Origin of the sequence: Streptomyces genisteinicus, assembly GCF_014489615.1 — a bacterium.
GTDB classification, from domain to species: Bacteria; Actinomycetota; Actinomycetes; order Streptomycetales; family Streptomycetaceae; genus Streptomyces; species Streptomyces genisteinicus.
The window spans coordinates 2,571,239-2,588,362 of sequence record NZ_CP060825.1 but is presented as its reverse complement, the minus strand read 5'-3'; the positions used below and the strand labels follow the sequence as shown (position 1 = coordinate 2,588,362).

16 protein-coding genes and 1 tRNA gene are annotated in these 17,124 nt (G+C 75.2%); 6 read left to right on the top strand and 11 right to left on the bottom strand.

Annotation, left to right across the window (positions count from 1 at the left end; genetic code table 11):
• Window positions 1-346: 346 nt before the first annotated feature.
• Window positions 347-1,555, top strand: coding sequence for a M6 family metalloprotease domain-containing protein (locus IAG43_RS11270; RefSeq protein ID WP_187744404.1), 1,209 nt, complete (start codon window positions 347-349; stop codon window positions 1,553-1,555).
• A 57-nt stretch (window positions 1,556-1,612) separates the two neighbouring features.
• Here IAG43_RS11270 and IAG43_RS11265 read toward each other — a convergent pair.
• The 7 genes from IAG43_RS11265 to IAG43_RS11235 form a co-directional block, all read right to left on the bottom strand.
• Window positions 1,613-1,686 (bottom strand) — tRNA-Lys (locus IAG43_RS11265).
• A complete protein-coding gene (locus IAG43_RS11260; RefSeq protein WP_187740615.1) occupies window positions 1,677-2,309 on the bottom strand; it encodes a bifunctional DNA primase/polymerase in 633 nt (210 codons plus the stop codon). Before IAG43_RS11260 ends, IAG43_RS11265 begins: the two co-directional genes overlap by 10 nt.
• A gap of 172 nt (window positions 2,310-2,481) precedes the next feature.
• The gene (locus IAG43_RS11255; RefSeq protein WP_187740614.1) at window positions 2,482-2,820 is read right to left on the bottom strand and encodes a hypothetical protein; all 339 of its coding nucleotides are present in this window, start codon (window positions 2,818-2,820) and stop codon (window positions 2,482-2,484) included.
• A 92-nt stretch (window positions 2,821-2,912) separates the two neighbouring features.
• Window positions 2,913-4,283 carry an AAA domain-containing protein gene (locus IAG43_RS11250; protein WP_187740613.1) on the bottom strand — a complete coding sequence of 457 codons (1,371 nt, stop codon included), beginning with the start codon at window positions 4,281-4,283 and terminating at the stop codon, window positions 2,913-2,915.
• Window positions 4,280-5,869 carry a hypothetical protein gene (locus tag IAG43_RS11245; protein WP_187740612.1) on the bottom strand — a complete coding sequence of 530 codons (1,590 nt, stop codon included), beginning with the start codon at window positions 5,867-5,869 and terminating at the stop codon, window positions 4,280-4,282. The genes IAG43_RS11250 and IAG43_RS11245 overlap by 4 nt, the downstream gene beginning before the upstream one ends.
• Window positions 5,860-7,029: a hypothetical protein gene (locus IAG43_RS11240; protein ID WP_187740611.1), complete on the bottom strand. Its 1,170-nt coding sequence runs from the start codon at window positions 7,027-7,029 to the stop codon at window positions 5,860-5,862. The genes IAG43_RS11245 and IAG43_RS11240 overlap by 10 nt, the downstream gene beginning before the upstream one ends.
• Complete coding sequence (locus IAG43_RS11235) at window positions 6,959-7,888, bottom strand: phosphatase PAP2 family protein (protein WP_187740610.1); 930 nt, start codon at window positions 7,886-7,888, stop codon at window positions 6,959-6,961. Before IAG43_RS11235 ends, IAG43_RS11240 begins: the two co-directional genes overlap by 71 nt.
• 207 nt (window positions 7,889-8,095) lie before the next feature.
• On the opposite strand from IAG43_RS11235, the gene IAG43_RS11230 reads away from it, so the two are divergent.
• Window positions 8,096-8,692 carry a histidine phosphatase family protein gene (locus IAG43_RS11230; protein WP_187740609.1) on the top strand — a complete coding sequence of 199 codons (597 nt, stop codon included), beginning with the start codon at window positions 8,096-8,098 and terminating at the stop codon, window positions 8,690-8,692.
• Window positions 8,693-8,793: 101 nt separating this feature from the next.
• Here the strand turns inward: IAG43_RS11230 and IAG43_RS11225 are convergent, their stop codons facing one another.
• Window positions 8,794-10,224, bottom strand: a complete 1,431-nt coding sequence (locus IAG43_RS11225) for an NsdA family TPR-like regulatory protein (protein WP_187740608.1) — start codon at window positions 10,222-10,224, stop codon at window positions 8,794-8,796.
• A 367-nt stretch (window positions 10,225-10,591) separates the two neighbouring features.
• Between IAG43_RS11225 and IAG43_RS11220 the strand changes: the two genes are divergently transcribed.
• Both IAG43_RS11220 and IAG43_RS11215 read left to right on the top strand, forming a co-directional pair.
• A complete protein-coding gene (locus IAG43_RS11220) occupies window positions 10,592-10,969 on the top strand; it encodes a hypothetical protein (RefSeq protein ID WP_187744403.1) in 378 nt (125 codons plus the stop codon).
• Window positions 10,970-11,356: 387 nt separating this feature from the next.
• Window positions 11,357-12,220, top strand: a complete 864-nt coding sequence (locus tag IAG43_RS11215; protein ID WP_187740607.1) for a spermidine synthase — start codon at window positions 11,357-11,359, stop codon at window positions 12,218-12,220.
• 156 nt (window positions 12,221-12,376) lie between these two features.
• Here the strand turns inward: IAG43_RS11215 and IAG43_RS11210 are convergent, their stop codons facing one another.
• Window positions 12,377-12,931, bottom strand: coding sequence for a hypothetical protein (locus IAG43_RS11210; RefSeq protein ID WP_187740606.1), 555 nt, complete (start codon window positions 12,929-12,931; stop codon window positions 12,377-12,379).
• A 79-nt stretch (window positions 12,932-13,010) separates the two neighbouring features.
• Between IAG43_RS11210 and IAG43_RS11205 the strand changes: the two genes are divergently transcribed.
• The gene (locus IAG43_RS11205; protein WP_187740605.1) at window positions 13,011-13,712 is read left to right on the top strand and encodes a response regulator transcription factor; all 702 of its coding nucleotides are present in this window, start codon (window positions 13,011-13,013) and stop codon (window positions 13,710-13,712) included.
• Entirely contained in the window at window positions 13,709-15,109 is a 1,401-nt protein-coding gene (locus IAG43_RS11200; RefSeq protein ID WP_187740604.1) for a sensor histidine kinase, read from the top strand. The genes IAG43_RS11205 and IAG43_RS11200 overlap by 4 nt, the downstream gene beginning before the upstream one ends.
• A gap of 124 nt (window positions 15,110-15,233) precedes the next feature.
• On the opposite strand, the gene IAG43_RS11195 is transcribed toward IAG43_RS11200, so the two are convergent.
• Together IAG43_RS11195 and IAG43_RS11190 are read right to left on the bottom strand one after the other, a co-directional pair.
• Entirely contained in the window at window positions 15,234-16,079 is an 846-nt protein-coding gene (locus IAG43_RS11195) for a carbohydrate ABC transporter permease (protein ID WP_246574254.1), read from the bottom strand.
• Between the two features lie 11 nt (window positions 16,080-16,090).
• On the bottom strand, window positions 16,091-17,122 hold the full coding sequence (locus IAG43_RS11190; protein WP_187740602.1) for a carbohydrate ABC transporter permease: 1,032 nt from the start codon (window positions 17,120-17,122) through the stop codon (window positions 16,091-16,093).
• Between the last annotated feature and the right edge of the window lie 2 nt (window positions 17,123-17,124).

The following is a 17,124-nucleotide window of genomic DNA, read 5'->3' as shown; positions in this document are numbered from 1 at the left end:
GGCTGCCGAGCCGGCCGTTCCAGCGTGCTCCCCCCGTCGGGGGCCGGGCTCCGGGGGTGCTCGATCGTTTCTGCGCGGGTCATGACCGGGGTCGCGTGCGGTGCGACCGAATGTGACGTTCCGTGAGTCGTCGGAGTGTCGCCACCCGTCGGCCACCCGGTGCACCCGGTCACCCGGGTGGGGCACCGGAACAAGGCGAACCCTCGCAAAACACCACAAGGTGGGTTGGGCATCCAGCATTGCCGAGCCGGAGGTCCATGTGGAGGGTCAGCAGGCGTCCGACGGAACACCCGAGAGAGTGGAACGGGTGCGCCCGCGCAGTGCCGCCGCCGCGCTCACCTCCCTGATGGCGTTCACCGCGACCTCCCTCGTCGCCGGCCCCGCGATCGCCCACTCCGCCGCCGGTCCCTGCGCCCTGCCGCGCACCTCCGCCCACCACTCGCTCGGTCTCGACACCTGGAACACCGCCTACCCCAAGCCGGCCGGCGGGCTCGACGCGGTGATGATCTTCCTCTCGTTCCCGGACTCCGTACCGCTGAACACGCCGGAGGAGCTCGCCGCCGACCACTTCCCGGCCACCAGCGACTTCTTCCACCGCGCCTCCTACGGCACCTTCTCGCTGCGCGCCCACCCGCAGACCGAGTGGGTCCGGATGCCCGAGGCGTCCGTCACCTACGACATACGGCGCGACTGGGAGCCGGAGCGGCGGACCGCCTACCTCAAGGACGCCATCGCGGCCGCCGACGACCGGGTCGACTTCTCCGCGTACGACATCGTCTACCTGGTCGCCGACCCGGACGCCCCCGGCGTCGACTCCGACGCCACCAAGGTGGTCAACTTCGACCGGCCGCTGAACGCCGACGGTGCCGACATCCGGCGGGTGGTCACCGTCTTCGAGCGCCACCCCCCGGACCGCAACGTGCTGGCCCACGAGACCGGCCACGTCTTCGACCTGCCCGACCTCTACCACCGGCCGATGGACGGCGACGGCGACTGGGACACCCACGTCGGCGACTGGGACGTCATGGGCAGCCAGTTCGGGCTCGCCCCCGACCTCTTCGGCTGGCACAAGTGGAAACTCGGCTGGCTCGGTGCCGCGGAGGTCCGCTGCGTCAACGGGGACGCCACGGCCCGGGTCCCCGCAGGACCGCCGGGCAGCGGGGAGATCGTCACGCTGGAACCGCTCGCCGCCGCGCCCGTGCGCGGCGGCAGCGTCGGTACCCGGCTCGCCGTCGTCCGGACCGGACCGGACAGTGCCCTCGCCGTCGAGGCGCGGTCCGCCGTCGGCAACGACGAGTTCACCTGCACCGAGGGCGTGCTGCTGTACCGGGTGGAGGGCGACTCCGCCTCCGGCGGCGGCCCCGTCGAGGTCGTCGACACCCACCCGGAGACCGAGGCCTGCGGCGACCGGTCGGTCTATCCGCCGCTGGCCGACGCCCCGCTCCAGGTCGGCGAGACCTTCACGCTGCGGGGCGACGGCGGCGGGCGCACCCGGGTGGAGGTGGCCGACCGGACGCCCACGGGCGCCTGGACGGTCAAGATCACGACGGAGTGACGCCGTGGTGCGGACACGAAAGAGCCCCCCGCTCGCGCGAGGGGCTCTCTCCGTCTGTGCGCCGCCAGGGACTCGAACCCCGGACCCGCTGATTAAGAGTCAGCTGCTCTAACCAACTGAGCTAGCGGCGCCTGCTGACGTCGTAGACATTAGCACCCTGGTCGGCGGGAGGAAAAATCGATACCCGCACCACGGGCCTTTCATGCGTACGGGCCGCCCGGACGCAGGCCCAGAGCAGCACTTCGGGGCCGGGGAGCCACGGGTGCCGGGTGTCGGGGGCCACCAGCCAGCGGGGTGCCGCGGCGGACTCGGCGGGGGTCAGCGGGGGCACGGTGACGGCGTCGCCCGCGCCGTGGCAGATGAGCGGCGGGACGGCGTCGCCCCACTCCTCCCAGTGCAGCAGCGACGGGAGCCGCTGGGCCGTGCCGGGCGTCGCGAAGAGCATCATCCGCCCCCGGTGCACCGCCACCGGGCCGGTGCCGGGGCCCTCGCCCCAGAGGCGGTCGAGCATCCGCCGCCCGAAGGTGGAGGGCACGTTCACCACGTCGAAGACCGTGCCGCAGGGGAGTACGACGGGCGCGGCCGGACGGGTCTCCCAGTGCGCCAGCGTCGAGCGAGGAAACGTCTCTGCCGAGGCGAGCCAGCCCGCGCCCGGCGGGGTCACCGAGGCCGCCTGCCCGGGTCCCTCCCCCCGCAGCAGCGCGGCGATGTCCGTGTCCGTCCTCTGGTCCCGTTCCCGCAGCCATGCGCTCATGCCCACCAGGTGTACCCGGAGTGATGGAGTGATTCCGCAGGGTTCGCGGAAACGGGGACGCCGGCGCCGGGGGAGGAGTATCGTGCCGGGCCGCGGACCGCGGGGCCGGCCCCGCCCGGGGGCACCGGAGCGGTGCGCCGGAGGGTGTCGCGGGCGGGCCGGGACGGCCGGGTCAGCCCGCTTCCTTCAGCAGGTCGTGGCCGAAGGCGATCATCTTCTTCGCGTAGTCCTCGGTCCAGCCCGCGCGCTCGCCGACGTCCGCCGGGGTCAGGCGGTCGAAGCGGCGGGGGTCGGCCAGCTGGGCCGCCGCGATCGCCTGGTACTCGGTGGCGCGGTCGGCGGCCGCGCGGAAGGCCAGGGTCAGCTCCGTGGCGCGGGCCAGCAGCTCGCGGGGGTCCTCCATGGACTCCAGGTCGAAGAAGTGCTCGGGGTCGGCGGCGGCCTCGGAGGGCTCGAAGAGCAGCGGGGCCGGCCGCATCCTGCGCTCGGTCGTCCGCTCGGGGTCCGCCATGTCCGTACTCCTCCTCGCCTCGCGGTCCGGGGCGGACGCCCCGGACCGTCATCCATTGTCCCGCGCCCCGCAAGGGCGCCCGGGGAACTCCCTCAGGGGCCCTCCCACCGCACCGTGTGCTCGGCGAGGTGGGCGAGGACCGCGTGGTTCGCCTCCCAGCCGTCCGGGAACTTGATCGAGACGCCCAGCTGCACCGGCTCGGTCGAAGGATGCTCGTCCAGCAGGGCCCCCACACCCTCCCGGCACACCACGATGCACGCGTGGCGGTGGCGCGAGGCCAGCACGCACAGCCGCCCGGTCTCCAGATGGAACGCGGTGGCGTCCGGGCGGCCCGAGAGCGGGTGGAGGATCACCGTCACGTCGTACTCGCGGCCCTGGAGCCGGTTGGCCGTGTCCACCGTGACGTCCGCGACCCCGAGCGCGGCGAGCGCCGCGCGCACCGCCGCGGCCTGGTCGCGGTGGGCCGTGCCGACCGCGATCCGGTCCGCCGTGAGCGGGGACGGGTCCGGCGACTGCTCCGAGTGCGTGACACCGCCCCGGTCCAGCAGCCGCCGCACCACCGCGGCCACCGCCCGCACGGCCTCCGGGTCGGTGCGCGGAGTGCGGCGGGCGGGCAGCTCCAGCAGCCCCCAGCCCGAGACGGCCGCCTCGTCGACGACCCGGTCCGGTCCCGAACCGTCGGACGGCACGCCGAAGGAGAGCCGCCGGTCGCCGTGCCCGGTCCCGCTGCGGAAGGGCGTGTAGGGATAGAACGCGTCCGACACCAGCGGCGCGGCCGACGCCGGGAGCCGCCAGGAGACGGGCAGCCGGTGCTGCGGCAGGCCCGGGTTGTGCGCGAGGAGCGTGGAGACCGCGCTGGCCGACGGGTCGTACGACAGCCCCGCCCACTGCTCGGCGCCGACGATCGAGAACGGGTCCAGCTGGCCGGGATCGCCCACGAACAGCGCCCGTTCGAACAGACCCGCCACGGCGAGCAGCGCGTCCGAGCGCATCTGGTACGCCTCGTCGACGATGGCGTGGCCCCACGGCTCGACGCCCTGCACATGGGCCCATTTCGCGGCCGTGGAGATCACGATGTCGAGGCCGGCGAGATCGGCCGCCTTCGCCGACGTGCGGACGTTGTCCAGTGCGTCGAGCGCCGGGTCGTACGGGGCGGTCCCGTCGCCCGAGTGCGAGTGCAGGCGGCCGACCGGCAGATCGGGGTCCTTGGCGGCCAGGCGCAGCACCAGGTCGTCGACCTGGGCGTTGGTCTGGGCGACGACCATCAGCGGGCGTCCGGCCGCGGCGAGCTCCCGGGCGGCGCGCACCACCAGGGTCGACTTGCCGGCCCCCGGGGGCGAGTCCACGACGACCCCGCGGGCGTCGCCGTGCAGGGTGTCGTGCAGGATCCGGTCCGTGGCCAGGCCCGCCGCCGCGGACGGGTCGAACACGGCGGCCTCGGGAGCGGAGGGGGCGGGCGTCACAGCAGGTCCTCCGGGGTGACGGTGTCGGGGGTCTCGGCGGTGTCGGAACGCGGCGGGCCGCCGTGGGTCCACGGCGTCTCGTCCGGGTCGGGCAGCTTGGGGCCGCCCCGCTGGTCGTGCTCGAACAGCGTCCAGTCGATCCTGTCCCCCTTGACCGGCACGGAACCCTCGGCGGGCTCCTTCGAGCGGCCCATCCGGTCGGTCAGGCGCAGCACCAGGACGCCCTCGGCCTCCGCCCGCACGAACTCGGCGGTCTGCGGCCGGCCGTCGAGCGACCGGTAGACCTTCATCCGCCCGCCCAGCTGGGGCCGGTCGTCGGTGGCGACGGTGACCAGCGGCCGGGGGGTCGGGCGCTTCGACTCCGACCAGGCCATCTCGACGTCGAGGACCTCGGCGGTGAACGCCTCGCCGCGCAGCCGGTGCGACGCCAGCACCAGCGGGTCGTCCAGCGCCTCCTGGGCGTCCAGCTGGGCCTGGGCGGTCTCCCGGGCGGCGAGCTTCTGCGCGGCGGTCACCGCGTCGTCGCGCCGCGGCTGCGGCGGCTCGCCCGCCCTGACCTTGTCCCGGTGGCCGGTGAACGACCAGCGGTCGCGCGTCCAGCGGTCGGCGGCGCGCGCGCCCTCCGGCAGCTCCCGCAGCAGCTCCACCGCCCGCCACACCGCGTCCCAGGTCGGCTTCAGCTGGGACGCGATCAGCCGCCGGATCTCCCGCTCGGCGCGGTGCAGCTCGCCGAGGCGGTCGTCGGCGCTCGTGCCGTCCTCCGCGGCCGCCAGCAGCCGGCGGGCGCGGTCGAACCGCTCCATCGCCGGGGCGAGGAGCCGGTTGTCGAACGCGGGGTCGGTGGCGGGCCCGGCCGGCGGGCACAGCAGCTGCCCCTCGCCGTCCCGGGCGAGCTCGGCCCGCAGCGCGGCCCCGGCGCCGGACGCCCCCTCGGGAACGTCCACCCAGGCGAGCAGCGCGCCCAGGTGCTGGTCCTCCAGCGAGGACTGACCGGTGGCCCAGTGCCGGTTCAGCAGGTCGGTCGCGGCCAGCAGCAGCGAGGAGCCGGGGACCCGGGAGCGCTCCGCGTAGTGGGTGAACCAGCGGCCCAGCAGGGGCACCCGGGCGGGCGCGGGGTACGGGGTGTCCGGGTCCTGCTCGGCGGTGCGGCGGAACCGCATCGAGCGCCCGAGCAGCCGCACGTACTCGACGCCCGCCCGGCTCGGCACGATCAGCTGCGGCGCGTCGGCGCACAGCTCGGTCTCGACCTTGACCCGCTTGCCCGTCTCCGGGTCGGTCTCCGACCGTTCGGCGGGCTCGACGTCGTCCGCGTAGGACTCCAGATGCGGCAGGACCACCTCGGCGAGGTCGGACAGGAACGCGGAGCGCAGGTCGCGGTCCCGGGGTTGCGGGACGACCAGCAGCCGGGGCGCGGCCGGGTCAGTGCCCACCAGGGCGCCCAGCGGGGCGCCCGCCTCGCCCGCGGTCGTCAGCGGCACCAGCACCAGCGGACGGTCCGACAGACGCCGGTGGCGGACCGTCGCGAGCGGCTGGGCGCGACCCGTCTCGACCGCCTCCAGCCGGGCGAGCGTGGCGATCAGCGACATACGGCGTCCTCCCGCGGCCCGGCGGTCCGCGCGGCGGGCACGGAGCCGGCGGCCGAGAGCGCCTCGGCGCGCAGCGCCCCCGCCCTGCGCAGCGCGGCGACCGCCGGGTCGTCGGGGTCGCCCGCCTCGCCGCGGGCGGCGGCCAGCACCTCCCCGATGGTGGTCAGTCCGCCGAGCTCGCCCCGGACGCTGCGGCCGAGCGCCTCCACGGCGCCCGCGAGCCGGGCCCGCTCCCGGCAGTGGAAGGCCAGCTCGCACGCGGCCAGGCACTCGGGGGCGTAGGCGTGCGGCACCTGTTCGACGGCGGCGGTCAGCTCGGCCGCCGAGCACGCCGCCACGTCGAACGTCACGCCCTCGGGCAGCGCGGCGGCGATGTCCTCGACGCGCGCCAGCCGGGCCAGCTGCCGGCGGGTGACCGAGAGCTGCTTGCGCACGTCGACCACGGACGCCGTGGGCAGGTTGGAGAAGTCCTTGGGGCAGACCAGCAGCACGCTGTGCGCCACCGACGCGCCCGCGGTCCGCCCGGCGACGTGCTCCAGCGCGAGCACGTAGACCGCCGCCTGGCGGGCGGCCGCGCCGACCTTGGCGGCGTCCGCCGACGCGTCGACCATCGGGAACGACTTGATCTCGACCACCGTCCACCGGCCGTCGGGGTGCACGACCACCGCGTCGGGCTCCAGATAGGCGGGGGAGCCCGCGACCTCCAGGACCAGCATCGGATGGTCGAGCAGGGTGAAACCGCCCGCCTCCACCGCCTCGCGCAGCGCCAGGGCGGTCCGCGCCGCCCGGCCCTGGGGGCCCGGGGCGGTGAGGTCGGGCACCCGGACCCGGCCCGGGTCGTCCAGGCCGAGCAGGCGCATCAGCTCCTTGCCGCCGTCGGCCTTCACCCGTGCCTCGAAGGCGTTGCCCCGCATGAACGCGAACTGCGACTGGCCGAAGCCGGACGGCGAACCGAGCGCCTCGGCCAGCGCCGACTTGTCCACACCGGCGCCGTCGAGCAGGGCGCGGCGGCGGCAGCCGGGGTTGGCGGCGAGGGCCGCGAGGGCGCGGGCGTCCAGCGGATGCGGCTGTGCGGAGGGTCCGCGCAGCTCAGCGAGCCGCTGCCTGAGTGCTGTCGTCGGCGCCTTCGGGGGAGGTGCGCTGTCCGGGGATTCGCTCACCCGCGGAAGTCTTGCATCCGCCACCGACAACGGGGGCGGGAACGGTCGGCGGAGCGGCCTCGCGGCGCCGCGCGGCCGGCCCCGCGAGGCCCGGGAGACGGGTGAGAGCGGCGAGCCGCGGCAGGGCGCGATCGGCGAGCCGCATGGCGTGCGGCGCGAGCAGGAGGCCGGCGCCCATCACGGCGGCTCCGGCGACCGCGTCCAGGAAGTAGTGGTTGGCGGTGCCCATCACGACGACGGTGGTGAGCAGCGGGTAGAAGACGCCTGCGGCCTTCGCGGCGGGCGTGCGCCCGTGGCGCCACAGCATCACACCGCACCACAGCGCCCATCCGACGTGGAGGCTCGGCATCGCCGCGTACTGGTTGGTCATGCCGCCGAGGCCGCGCGGGGCGCTCGCCTCCGCGCCCCACCAGCCGTAGGAGCTGTACTGGGCCATGGTGTCGACGAAGCCGTGCGCCGCGTCCAGCAGCCGGGGCGGGCAGGTCGGCATCAGCGTGAAGCCGACGAGGCCGAGCAGGGTCGAGACCATCAGCCAGGTGCGGGCCGCCCGGTAGTGCGCGGGCCGGCGGCGGAACAGCCAGACCAGGATCAGCGGGGTGACCAGGTAGTGCAGGGTCGCGTAGACGAAGTCGGCGGGTATGCCGATCGCCGGCGTCTCGGTGAAGAGACGGTTCAGCGGGTGTTCGGCGTTGAGCGAGAGTGCCTTCTCGGCCCGGAGTATCGCGAGGCCGTTGTCGACGGCGGTCGACACGTCGCCCCGCGCCAGCAGGCGCCCGGCGGAGTACGCGGCGTAGACCACGGCTATCAGCATCAGCTCGGTCCACCAGCGGGGCCGGTGGTGCTGTGCGGCATGCGGCATCCGTGCGGTCTCCGTCTCCGGTCGGCGTGGGGGCCCTGATCGGGTTCCCCGTGTGGGACGCCTAGATCGTCCCCCAGGTTGCCTGCCGGTGGGGTGCGGGATGATGGAACAGGACGTCCTCGTGAATTCCGCGCACCCGCATCGCGGGGCCGGCCCGTGTCACCCCGTGACACCCGTGCACCTTCGTGAAACCCGGGAGAACCTTTCATGGCACCGCGGATACTGCTCGCCCGCCACGGCCAGACCGAGTGGTCGCTGAGCGGCCGGCACACCGGCAGGACCGACATTCCGCTGCTGGAGGAGGGCCGCCGCGGCGCCAAGCTGCTGGGCGAGCGCCTGCACCGCGCCCCCTGGTCCGGCCTGGAGGGCACCGAGGTGCGCACCAGCCCGCTGCTCAGGGCCTCGGAGACCTGCGCGATCGCCGGGTTCGGCGAGCGCGCGGAGCCCTGGGACGCCCTGATGGAGTACGACTACGGCGCCTACGAGGGGCTGACCCCCGACGAGATCCACGCCCGGCGCCCCGGGTGGGTGCTGTGGCACGACGGCGTCCCGGACGGGGAGACCCTCGCCCAGGTCTCCGCCCGCGCCGACGAGGTCGTCGAGTGGGCCCGCTCGGCCGACCGCGACGTGCTGGTCTTCGCGCACGGGCACATCCTGCGCGCGATCGGCGCGCGCTGGCTCGGGCAGGACATCGTCTTCGGCGCGCGCATCCGCCTCGACCCGACCAGCCTGTCGGTCCTGTCCTGGGCGTACGGCGAGCCCGCCGTGGAGCGGTGGAACGACACCGGGCACATGGAGGTCTGAGCCCCGGGCCGTGCCGTCCGGGCGGGGTGGCCCGGCATCCGGGGACGGGGCGGCGGGGGCCCCGGCGCGGTGGGTGCCGGTGGATGCGGCGTGTGCGGTGGTCAGGCCCGCAGGGCGGCTCCCTCGTAGCGTTCCAGGAACCCGCCGACCCCGGCCGCCGCCCGGTGCGGGCGCAGCACCGCCGCGGTGTCCGCGAGCATCGCGTGGATACGGGACGACCGCACATGGCCCAGCAGCGCGAGGACCTGGTCGCCCGCGGCGGCGGCCTCGTCCGGGACCCCCGCCCGCGCCAGGTCGCAGGCCAGCTCCGCCCGGTAGAGCGCGAGGTTGCGGGTGAAGCGGTGGTCCTGGAGGGTGGCCGCGCGCCGGGCGTGCCGGGCCGCCCGCGCCCAGTCGCCGAGCGCGGACCAGCACTGCGCCTGGAGCGCCTCCAGCTCCGGCTCGGCGAAGAAGGACATCCACTCCGGGTCGGCGGCGGCCGGTCCCCGGGCGAAGTGCCCGTGCGCCCGTGCCAGCGACTGCTCGCAGCTCGCACGGTCGCCGAGTCCGGCCCAGCCGCCCGCCTCCCGCAGCGCCAGCAGCGCCGACAGCCGCGACGAGCGCACCGCCCGCGCCGCCTGCCGGCCCGCCTGCGCGGTGCGCACCGCCTCCCGGTACCGGCCGGCGTCCCGGGCCAGGAACGAGGTGTTGCAGAACGCGTGGGCCTCCAGCCCCGGGTCCCCGGCGACCCGGGCGGTCGCGAGGGCCTCCGCGTAGTGCGAGCGCGCCTCGGCGAACCGCCCCGAGTCGTGGGCCAGCCAGCCCACCGAGATGGCCAGTTCGCCGGCTCCCGCCTGGAGCCGGTGCGCGGTGGAGGCGCGGGCCGCGGTGCCCGAGTCGAGCAGCGCGTAGGCGGCGCGCAGCGGCTGTGCGGCCTGCTGGTAGAGGCCGTCGGCGCCGTGCCGGTCGTCCAGCAGCCGGATCCGCCGCACCGCCTCCTCGACGGCCTCGGCCTCGGCGTCGCCGACGCGGCGCCTGCGCTGGACGGGCACGGACTCGGGCCCGTGCCCGAGGGTGGCGGCCGCCGTGACGGTGCCGCCGATCATGAACGCGCGACGCAGCACGTCGCTCTCCTCGTCGATGTCACTGTGGGGGCTGTGGGGGACGGGGGCGTCGGGGGTGTCCGGCGCGGCGGTGCGGGGGACGCCGTCGTGCGGCGCATGAGGTGCGACGGCGGGCGCCGGGGCCGGTCCGCGGCCCCGGCCGCGGACGTCCTCCCGCGCGGCGAAGCCCAGATCGGTGAGCGTCCGGCCGGGGAACATGTGCAGGAAGACCCGCTCGTACGCGTAGTTCGGGCAGCGGATCTCGCCGGACTCGACCCGCCCGATGTAGCGGGCGTCGCACGAGACCTGCTCCCCGATCTCGCGGGCCGCCCTGCGCACGGCCGTCGCGAACTCGCCCGGCGACCTCGACCCGCGCAGGCGGCGGAAGACCGGGTTGGGGTGTGCGGGGCGGGCGTTCGGTGCGCCCGGTGTGCGAGACGACGACGCCATGGCCGTTCCCTCTCTTGTACAGCCGTGGTCCGGCGGGGCATGAACGTACCTGCTGTGAGAGGCGTCTCACACGGGGTTTGGTGGCAAAAGCGGACAAGTCGCCGTCGATCTGCCATGAACCGCCACTCTTTGCGGCGGCGTGCCGCCGTAGCCCTTGACGGCCGCGGGCGTTGAACCTCCCGGAGGCTCCGTACGTGCCTCTGTACGGGACTCGGCTGAGGAGGGGATCCCAGTGGTGGAGGTCTACGAGGTCGACGGCGCGTCCGGCGCCGGAGCCGGTGCCGGCGGCGCGGACCGCCGCGGGTGCGCCGAACACGCCACCGCGTCCTCGACCACCCCGCGGCACCGGCCCACCGCCGACATCGGCATGCCGCCCGCCGCCCCCTGCGACCTGGTGACCGTGCCGGCCCGTCAGGGCCTGGAGGCCGTGGACATCCTGCGCCGCGCCCAGGCGGCGCCCGGGGTGGGGCCCGTGCTGCACGACGGGGCCTGCGACACCCTCGGCTTCCTCGTGCCCCCGGGCACCGCCGACGGATGGGACGTGCCCGGCTCGGCCTGCACCCGCACCTCCGGGCGCGGCCTGCGCATCCCGGGCGTCCCGGCGGAGCCGCCGGTGACCGGCTCCGGCTGGCTGCTCCCCCCGGGCGCCGACGCGGCCGCCGCTCCGGTCACCGACCCGGCGGTGCTGCGGGAGGCGCTGGGGGAGGCGGCCCGTCTGATCGAGGCCGCGGACAGCTGCTGCTGAGCGCTGCGGCCGGGCTCGTGTGCCTCCTCCGCGCCGCCGTCCTGCGTTCTCCGAGTGCTGCCCCGCAGCCGTGGCCTGTCCGTCGCCGCGGGCGCTCCCGCGCGGGTCGGAACCGATACCGGACCCGCACCTCGGCGCCGCCGGGCACCGGGCGGCCGATCCGCACGCCGCCGCCCGCCGACCCGCCGGACGATGTGCGGGCCCGTGCTCGTCGAGCCCCGCGTGTGCCGCTGACTCCCGGGTGACGGGCAGGCGGCAGGGGCGGCGATGCACGGGACCGGCGTCCGGGACGAGCACGACGGCGGCTCCCGCCCGGGACGTACACGCCGCCCCTCGGGGAGGGGCGCCGGGCGGGCCGGCCCGCCGGGGGCCGGGGATAATGGGCGGATGGGCAGGCGCAGACGGGGCGGGAGCGGGCACGCGGAGACGGTCGCCGAGCAGGTGGACGGCGGCGTCGCCGAGCTCGTGGCCGACCCCGAGCGGGCACGCGCCTGGACACTGCTCATCGACGGGGCGCCCCAGTCGCACGTGGACCTCGACGACCCGGCGTTCCTGTCCTTCGAGTACCAGCGCCGCCTCGGCCACGTCATCGACGTGATCGCCCCGCCGGGGCGGCCGTTGCACGTCGTGCACCTCGGCGGGGGAGCCTTCACGCTGGCGCGCTACGTCGCGGCCACCCGGCCCCGGTCGACCCAGCAGGTCGTCGAGCGGGACGAGGCCCTGGTGCGGCTGGTGCGCACCCGGCTGCCGCTGGACCCGAACGCGCGGATCCGGGTGCGGGCGCAGGACGCCCGGGCAGGTCTCGCCAAGGTGCCGGACGGCTGGGCGGACCTGGTGATCGCCGACGTGTTCAGCGGAGCCCGTACGCCGGCCCACCTGACCAGCACGGAATTCCTCGCCGAGGTCGTCCGGGCGCTGCGCCCCGGCGGGCACTACGCGGCCAACATCGCCGACGGCCCCCCGCTCGCGCATCTGCGGGCCCAGATCGCCACCGCCGCCACCGCCTTCGGTCATCTCGCCGTGGCCGCCGATCCGACGGTGCTGCGCGGCCGCCGCTTCGGCAACGCGGTGCTGCTGGCGTCGGAGACGGAGCTGCCCTGCGCCGAACTCACCCGCCGGGTCGCGGGCGACCCCTTCGCGGGCCGGGTCGAACACGGCCGCGCGCTGGCCGACTTCACGGGCGGTGCGGCGGCTGTGGGCGACGCGAGCGCCAAGGACTCACCCGCACCGCCCGCCGAGGTCTTCACGTAGCCGGTAGCCGGTAGCCCGCGGGCCCGGTACCCGCCACTGGGAATCCGCGGCCTCGTGTCCGGCCGGTGCGGGTCCGGGGCCCGTGTCCGGCGGCCGTCCGCGTCCGCCCGGGCGGCGCCCCGCGCGGACCGCCCCCGCGTCCGCCGCCCCGGCGGGTCAGCGCTCGTCGAACTGGACCATCGGCGGATGGTCGTTCCACGTGCAGAAGACCGACACCTCGCGCCCCTCCTGAGTGAACGTCACCCGGATCCAGCTGGGCTGCTTCCACACCTGCATCTGCCAGCCCGCCTCCGGGGTGGCGGACACCAGCTCGGCCGAATCCGTCCCGATGTCGAAGACCACCCGTCCGCCGTCGACGGTGTAGCCCTTGACGTTCCCCGACGCCGTACCGGGGGCCGGGGCCGGGGACGACGGGGTCCGGGGCGGGGTGGTGGACGGGCTCGGGACCGGGCGGTCCGGCGGCGCGGACGGCGAGGGCTCCGGCGACGGCGAGGCTTCCGCGTCCGGCGGCGGCCGGTGCGTGGACGACTGCCGAGGCGTGTCCGGCGGCGAGGGGGTGGCGGCCTGGGCGGTGATGGGCAGCGCCCGGGGCCGGTCGTAGGCCGTCCCGGCCATGACGGTGTGCACCCCCCACCAGGACAGCGTCACCGCGGCACCGGTGGACAGCGACCACGCGAGTGCATGCACGAGTCCTCTGCTCATCGGGGCCATAGTGCACCACACGCGCCCCGCGTGTCCCGATCACCCGGTGGGGGGACCGGTGTACTCCGGATGGCGTACGGTGCGGCCCATGGCAAGTGTGCTCGTGGTCGAGGACGACCAGTTCGTGCGCTCCGCCCTCATCCGGCACCTGACGGACGCATCCCACACGGTGCGGAGCGTGGGCACGGCCCTGGAGGCGCTGCGCGAGGTCGCCCACGTCCGGTTCGACGTGGTCGTCCTGGACCTCGGTCTGCCCGATCTCGACGGGGCCGAGGCCCTGAAGATGCTCCGCGGCATCACCGACGTGCCGGTCATCATCGCGACCGCGCGCGACGACGAGGCGGAGATCGTGCGGCTGCTCAACGACGGCGCCGACGACTACCTCGTCAAACCCTTCTCCGTGGAGCACCTGTCCGCCCGGATGGCCGCCGTGCTGCGGCGGGCCCGCTCCGCGGCCGGCGACCTCCCGCCGAGCGGGGTCATCCAGGTCGGCGGACTCTCCATCGACCCCCTGCGCCGCCAGGCCGAACTGGACGGCGCACCGCTGGACCTGACGCGCCGTGAGTTCGACCTGCTCGCCTTCCTCGCCGGGCGGCCCGGCGTCGTCGTCCCGCGCCGGGAACTGCTCGCCGAGGTGTGGCAGCTGAGCTACGGCGACGACCAGACCATCGACGTCCACCTCAGCTGGCTGCGCCGCAAGCTCGGCGAGACCGCGGCGCGCCCCCGGTACCTGCACACCCTGCGCGGCGTCGGGGTCAAGCTGGAGCCGCCGCACGGACTCCCGTCATGAGATGGGCCCTGGTCAAGGTGTCGCTCGCGGTCACCGTCATGGTCGTGCTGGCCTTCGCCCTCCCGCTGGGCATGGTCATCAAGGAGATGGCCCGCGACCGCGCCTTCTCCAACGCGGAGCGCCAGGCCGCGACCATCGGACCCACGCTCACCGTCACCACCGAGCGCAAGATGCTGGAACGGGCGGTCGAGTCGACCCCCGCCGGCGCCGTCGGGCGGATGGCCGTGCACATCCCCGCCTCCGGCGAACTGGGCAGCGTGCCGCTGGAGATCGGCATCCGCCGGGCGGCCGCCCGTGACCTCGACACCGTCCGGCGCATCGGACGCGCCTCGATCACCGAGGTCTCCGGCGGCTCCGCGCTGCTCCAGCCGACCGCCATCGGCACCGGGCAGATCGCGGTCGTCGAGATCTACGTGCCCGAGGGCGAGGTGTCCAACGGCGTGACCACCGCCTGGCTCGTGCTCGCCGGCGTCGGTCTCGCCCTGATCGTCGGGTCGGTGGCCGTCGCCGACCGGCTGGGCGTCCGCATGGTGCAGCCCGCCCAGCGTCTCGCGGGCGCCGCCCACGAACTGGGCGAGGGCCGCCTCGGGGCGCGGGTGCCGGAGGAAGGGCCGCCCGAACTGCGCTCCGCGGCCGTCGCGTTCAACTCGATGGCCGACCAGGTCGTGCAGCTGCTCGCCAACGAGCGCGAGCTGGCCGCCGACCTCTCGCACCGGCTGCGCACCCCGCTGACCGTCCTGCGGCTCAACGCCGCCTCGCTCGGCGAGAGTGCCGCCGCCGAGCAGACCAGGGCGGCCGTCGCCCAGCTGGAGCGCGAGGTCGACACCATCATCCGCACCGCCCGGCAGGCCAAGCCGCAGACCGCGGCGAACAGCCCGGGCGCGGGGTGCGACGTCTCCGAAGTGGTCCGGGAGCGCATGGCGTTCTGGTCGGCGCTCGCCGAGGACGAGGGCCGCAAGGTGCGTCTCGCGGGCGTCGACCGGCCGGTGCGCATCCCGGTGGCCCGGCCCGAACTGGCGGCCGCGCTCGACGCGCTGCTGGGCAACGTGTTCCGGCACACGGCCGAGGGGACCGCGTTCTCGGTGGACGTCCACAACGGCGACGACGCCGTGATCGTGCTCGTCTCGGACGCCGGTCCCGGCATCGCCGACCCGGCCGCCGCCCTCGCCCGGGGCAACAGCGGCGCACGGGTGGGCTCGACGGGCCTGGGCCTGGACATCGTCCGACGGGTCGCCGAGGCGACGGGCGGCGACGTACGGATCGGCCGCTCGGTGCTCGGCGGCACCGAGGTGCGGATCTGGATCGGCCTCGACCCGCGCGAGAGCGCCCGCGACGACCGCCGCCGCGCGTCCGGCGGCGGGGTCCGGCGCCGCCGGAGGGCGTCCGCGCGCCGATAGCGCCGCGGCCCCCGCCGCGGCCACCTGCGGCGGCACGGCGTCGCGGGGTGCACCTCAGCCGCCGGGCGCCCGTGCGGGACCGGTCCGCCCGGCACCGGTCCGCCGCTGCGCCGGAAGGCCGTCGTCAGCCCTTGACCGCGCCCTGCATGATGCCGCCCACGATCTGGCGGCCGAAGAGGACGAACGCCAGCAGCAGCGGCAGCGTCCCGAGCAGCGCGCCGGCCATGACGACCGACTGGTCCGGCACATAGCCCCGGCCGAGGCCGGTCAGCGCGACCTGCACGGTCGGGTTGCCGCTCTGGGTGAGCGCCACGACCGGCCAGAAGAAGTCGTTCCAGGCCATGACGAACGTCAGCATCCCCAGCACGGCCATGGCGGGCCGCGCCGCCGGGAAGACCACGTGCCACACCACCCGCAGGCTGCTCGCCCCGTCCACCCGGGCCGCCTCGATCAGTTCGCCGGGCAGCGCCTCCATCAGGTACTGGCGCATGAAGAACACCCCGAACGCGCTGACCAGGCCCGGCAGGATCACGGCCTGGAGCTGGTCGGTCCAGCGCAGTTCGGCGATCAGCATGTACAGCGGCACCACGCTCAGCTGCGGCGGCACCATCATCGTGCCGACGACCAGCACCAGCAGGGCGTTCTTCATCCGGAACCGCAGCTTGGCGAAGGCGAATCCGGCGAGCGTGGCGAAGAGCACCGTCCCGGCGGCGGTGCAGGAGGCCACCACCGTCGTGTTGAGCAGGGCGCTGCCCAGGTTGGCGTCCTCCCAGGCGATCTCCAGGTTCCCGAGCAGGTTCTTGCCGAACCAGAGCGGCGGCGGGGTCTGGGCGAGCCGGGTGTTGTTGCGTGAGGCGGCGACCGCCGTCCACACCAGCGGGAAGAGCGACCCCGCGGTGAAGAGCAGCAGGACCGCGGTGGCGATCCGGTTGCCGCGCGGACGCCGCCGTCCGCCGGGGGCGTGGGTCATGGTGCGGTCCTTCATGTGCTCCTGCCCGGGGTGCTGTCGTCCGGGGTCCTGACGCCCGGTGTGCGGCCGCCCCGTGGGCTCCTGCCCGTCGCTCTCCTGCCCGTGGCGCCCCCGCCCGTCGCCGTCCCGCCCAGCCGGCGGGCGATCAGCCAGTTCACGGCGCCGACCACCAGCAGCAGGAGGAACATCGCCCAGGCGATGGCCGACGCCCGCCCCAGGTGCAGGTTCACCCAGCCCTGTTCGTACAGGTACAGGCCGAGCGTCTGGTACTGGTGCTCCGCGCCGCCCGTGGCGCCGGCGGCACCGTTGAAGAGCAGCGGTTCGCCGAACAGCTGGGTGGCCCCGATCGTCGAGACGACGCAGGTGAACAGGATCGTGTGGCGCAGCGAGGGCACCGTCACGTGCAGGAACTGGCGCAGGCGGGACGCCCCGTCCAGCTCCGCCGACTCGTAGAGGTCCCGGGGGATCGCCTGCATCGCCGCGAGGTAGATCAGCGCGTTGTAGCCGGTCCAGCGCCAGATCACGATCGTCGACACCGCGATCTGCGAGGTCCACCGCCCGTTCTGCCAGTCCACGGCGTCGAATCCGGCGAGCGAGAGGACCCAGTTGACCATTCCGTAGTCACGCCCGAAGAGCAGCGCGAACACGAGCGTGGCCGCGGCGACGGACGTCGCGTACGGGGTCAGCACCGCGACCCGGAAGAACGCCGAGCCGCGCAGCCGCTGATGCAGGAGATGGGCGAGGCCGAGGGCGATCAGCAGCTGGGGCACGGTCGACAGCAGGCCGATGGTGACCGTGTTGCGCAGCGCGTTCCAGAAGAAGTCGTCGTGGAGCAGCCGGGTGAAGTTCCGCAGCCCGACCCACTCCATCTCGGTCGGCGCGGTCAGCTCGACCCGGTGCAGGGAGGCCCAGCCGGTGTACAGCAGCGGGAAGAGCCCGAAGGCGAGGAAGAACACGAAGAACGGGGCGACGAAGGCGTACGGGCTCCACCTGAGGTCGCGTCGGTGGCGGCGCGAGCGCCGCTCGGTCGTCCTGCTCGTCACGG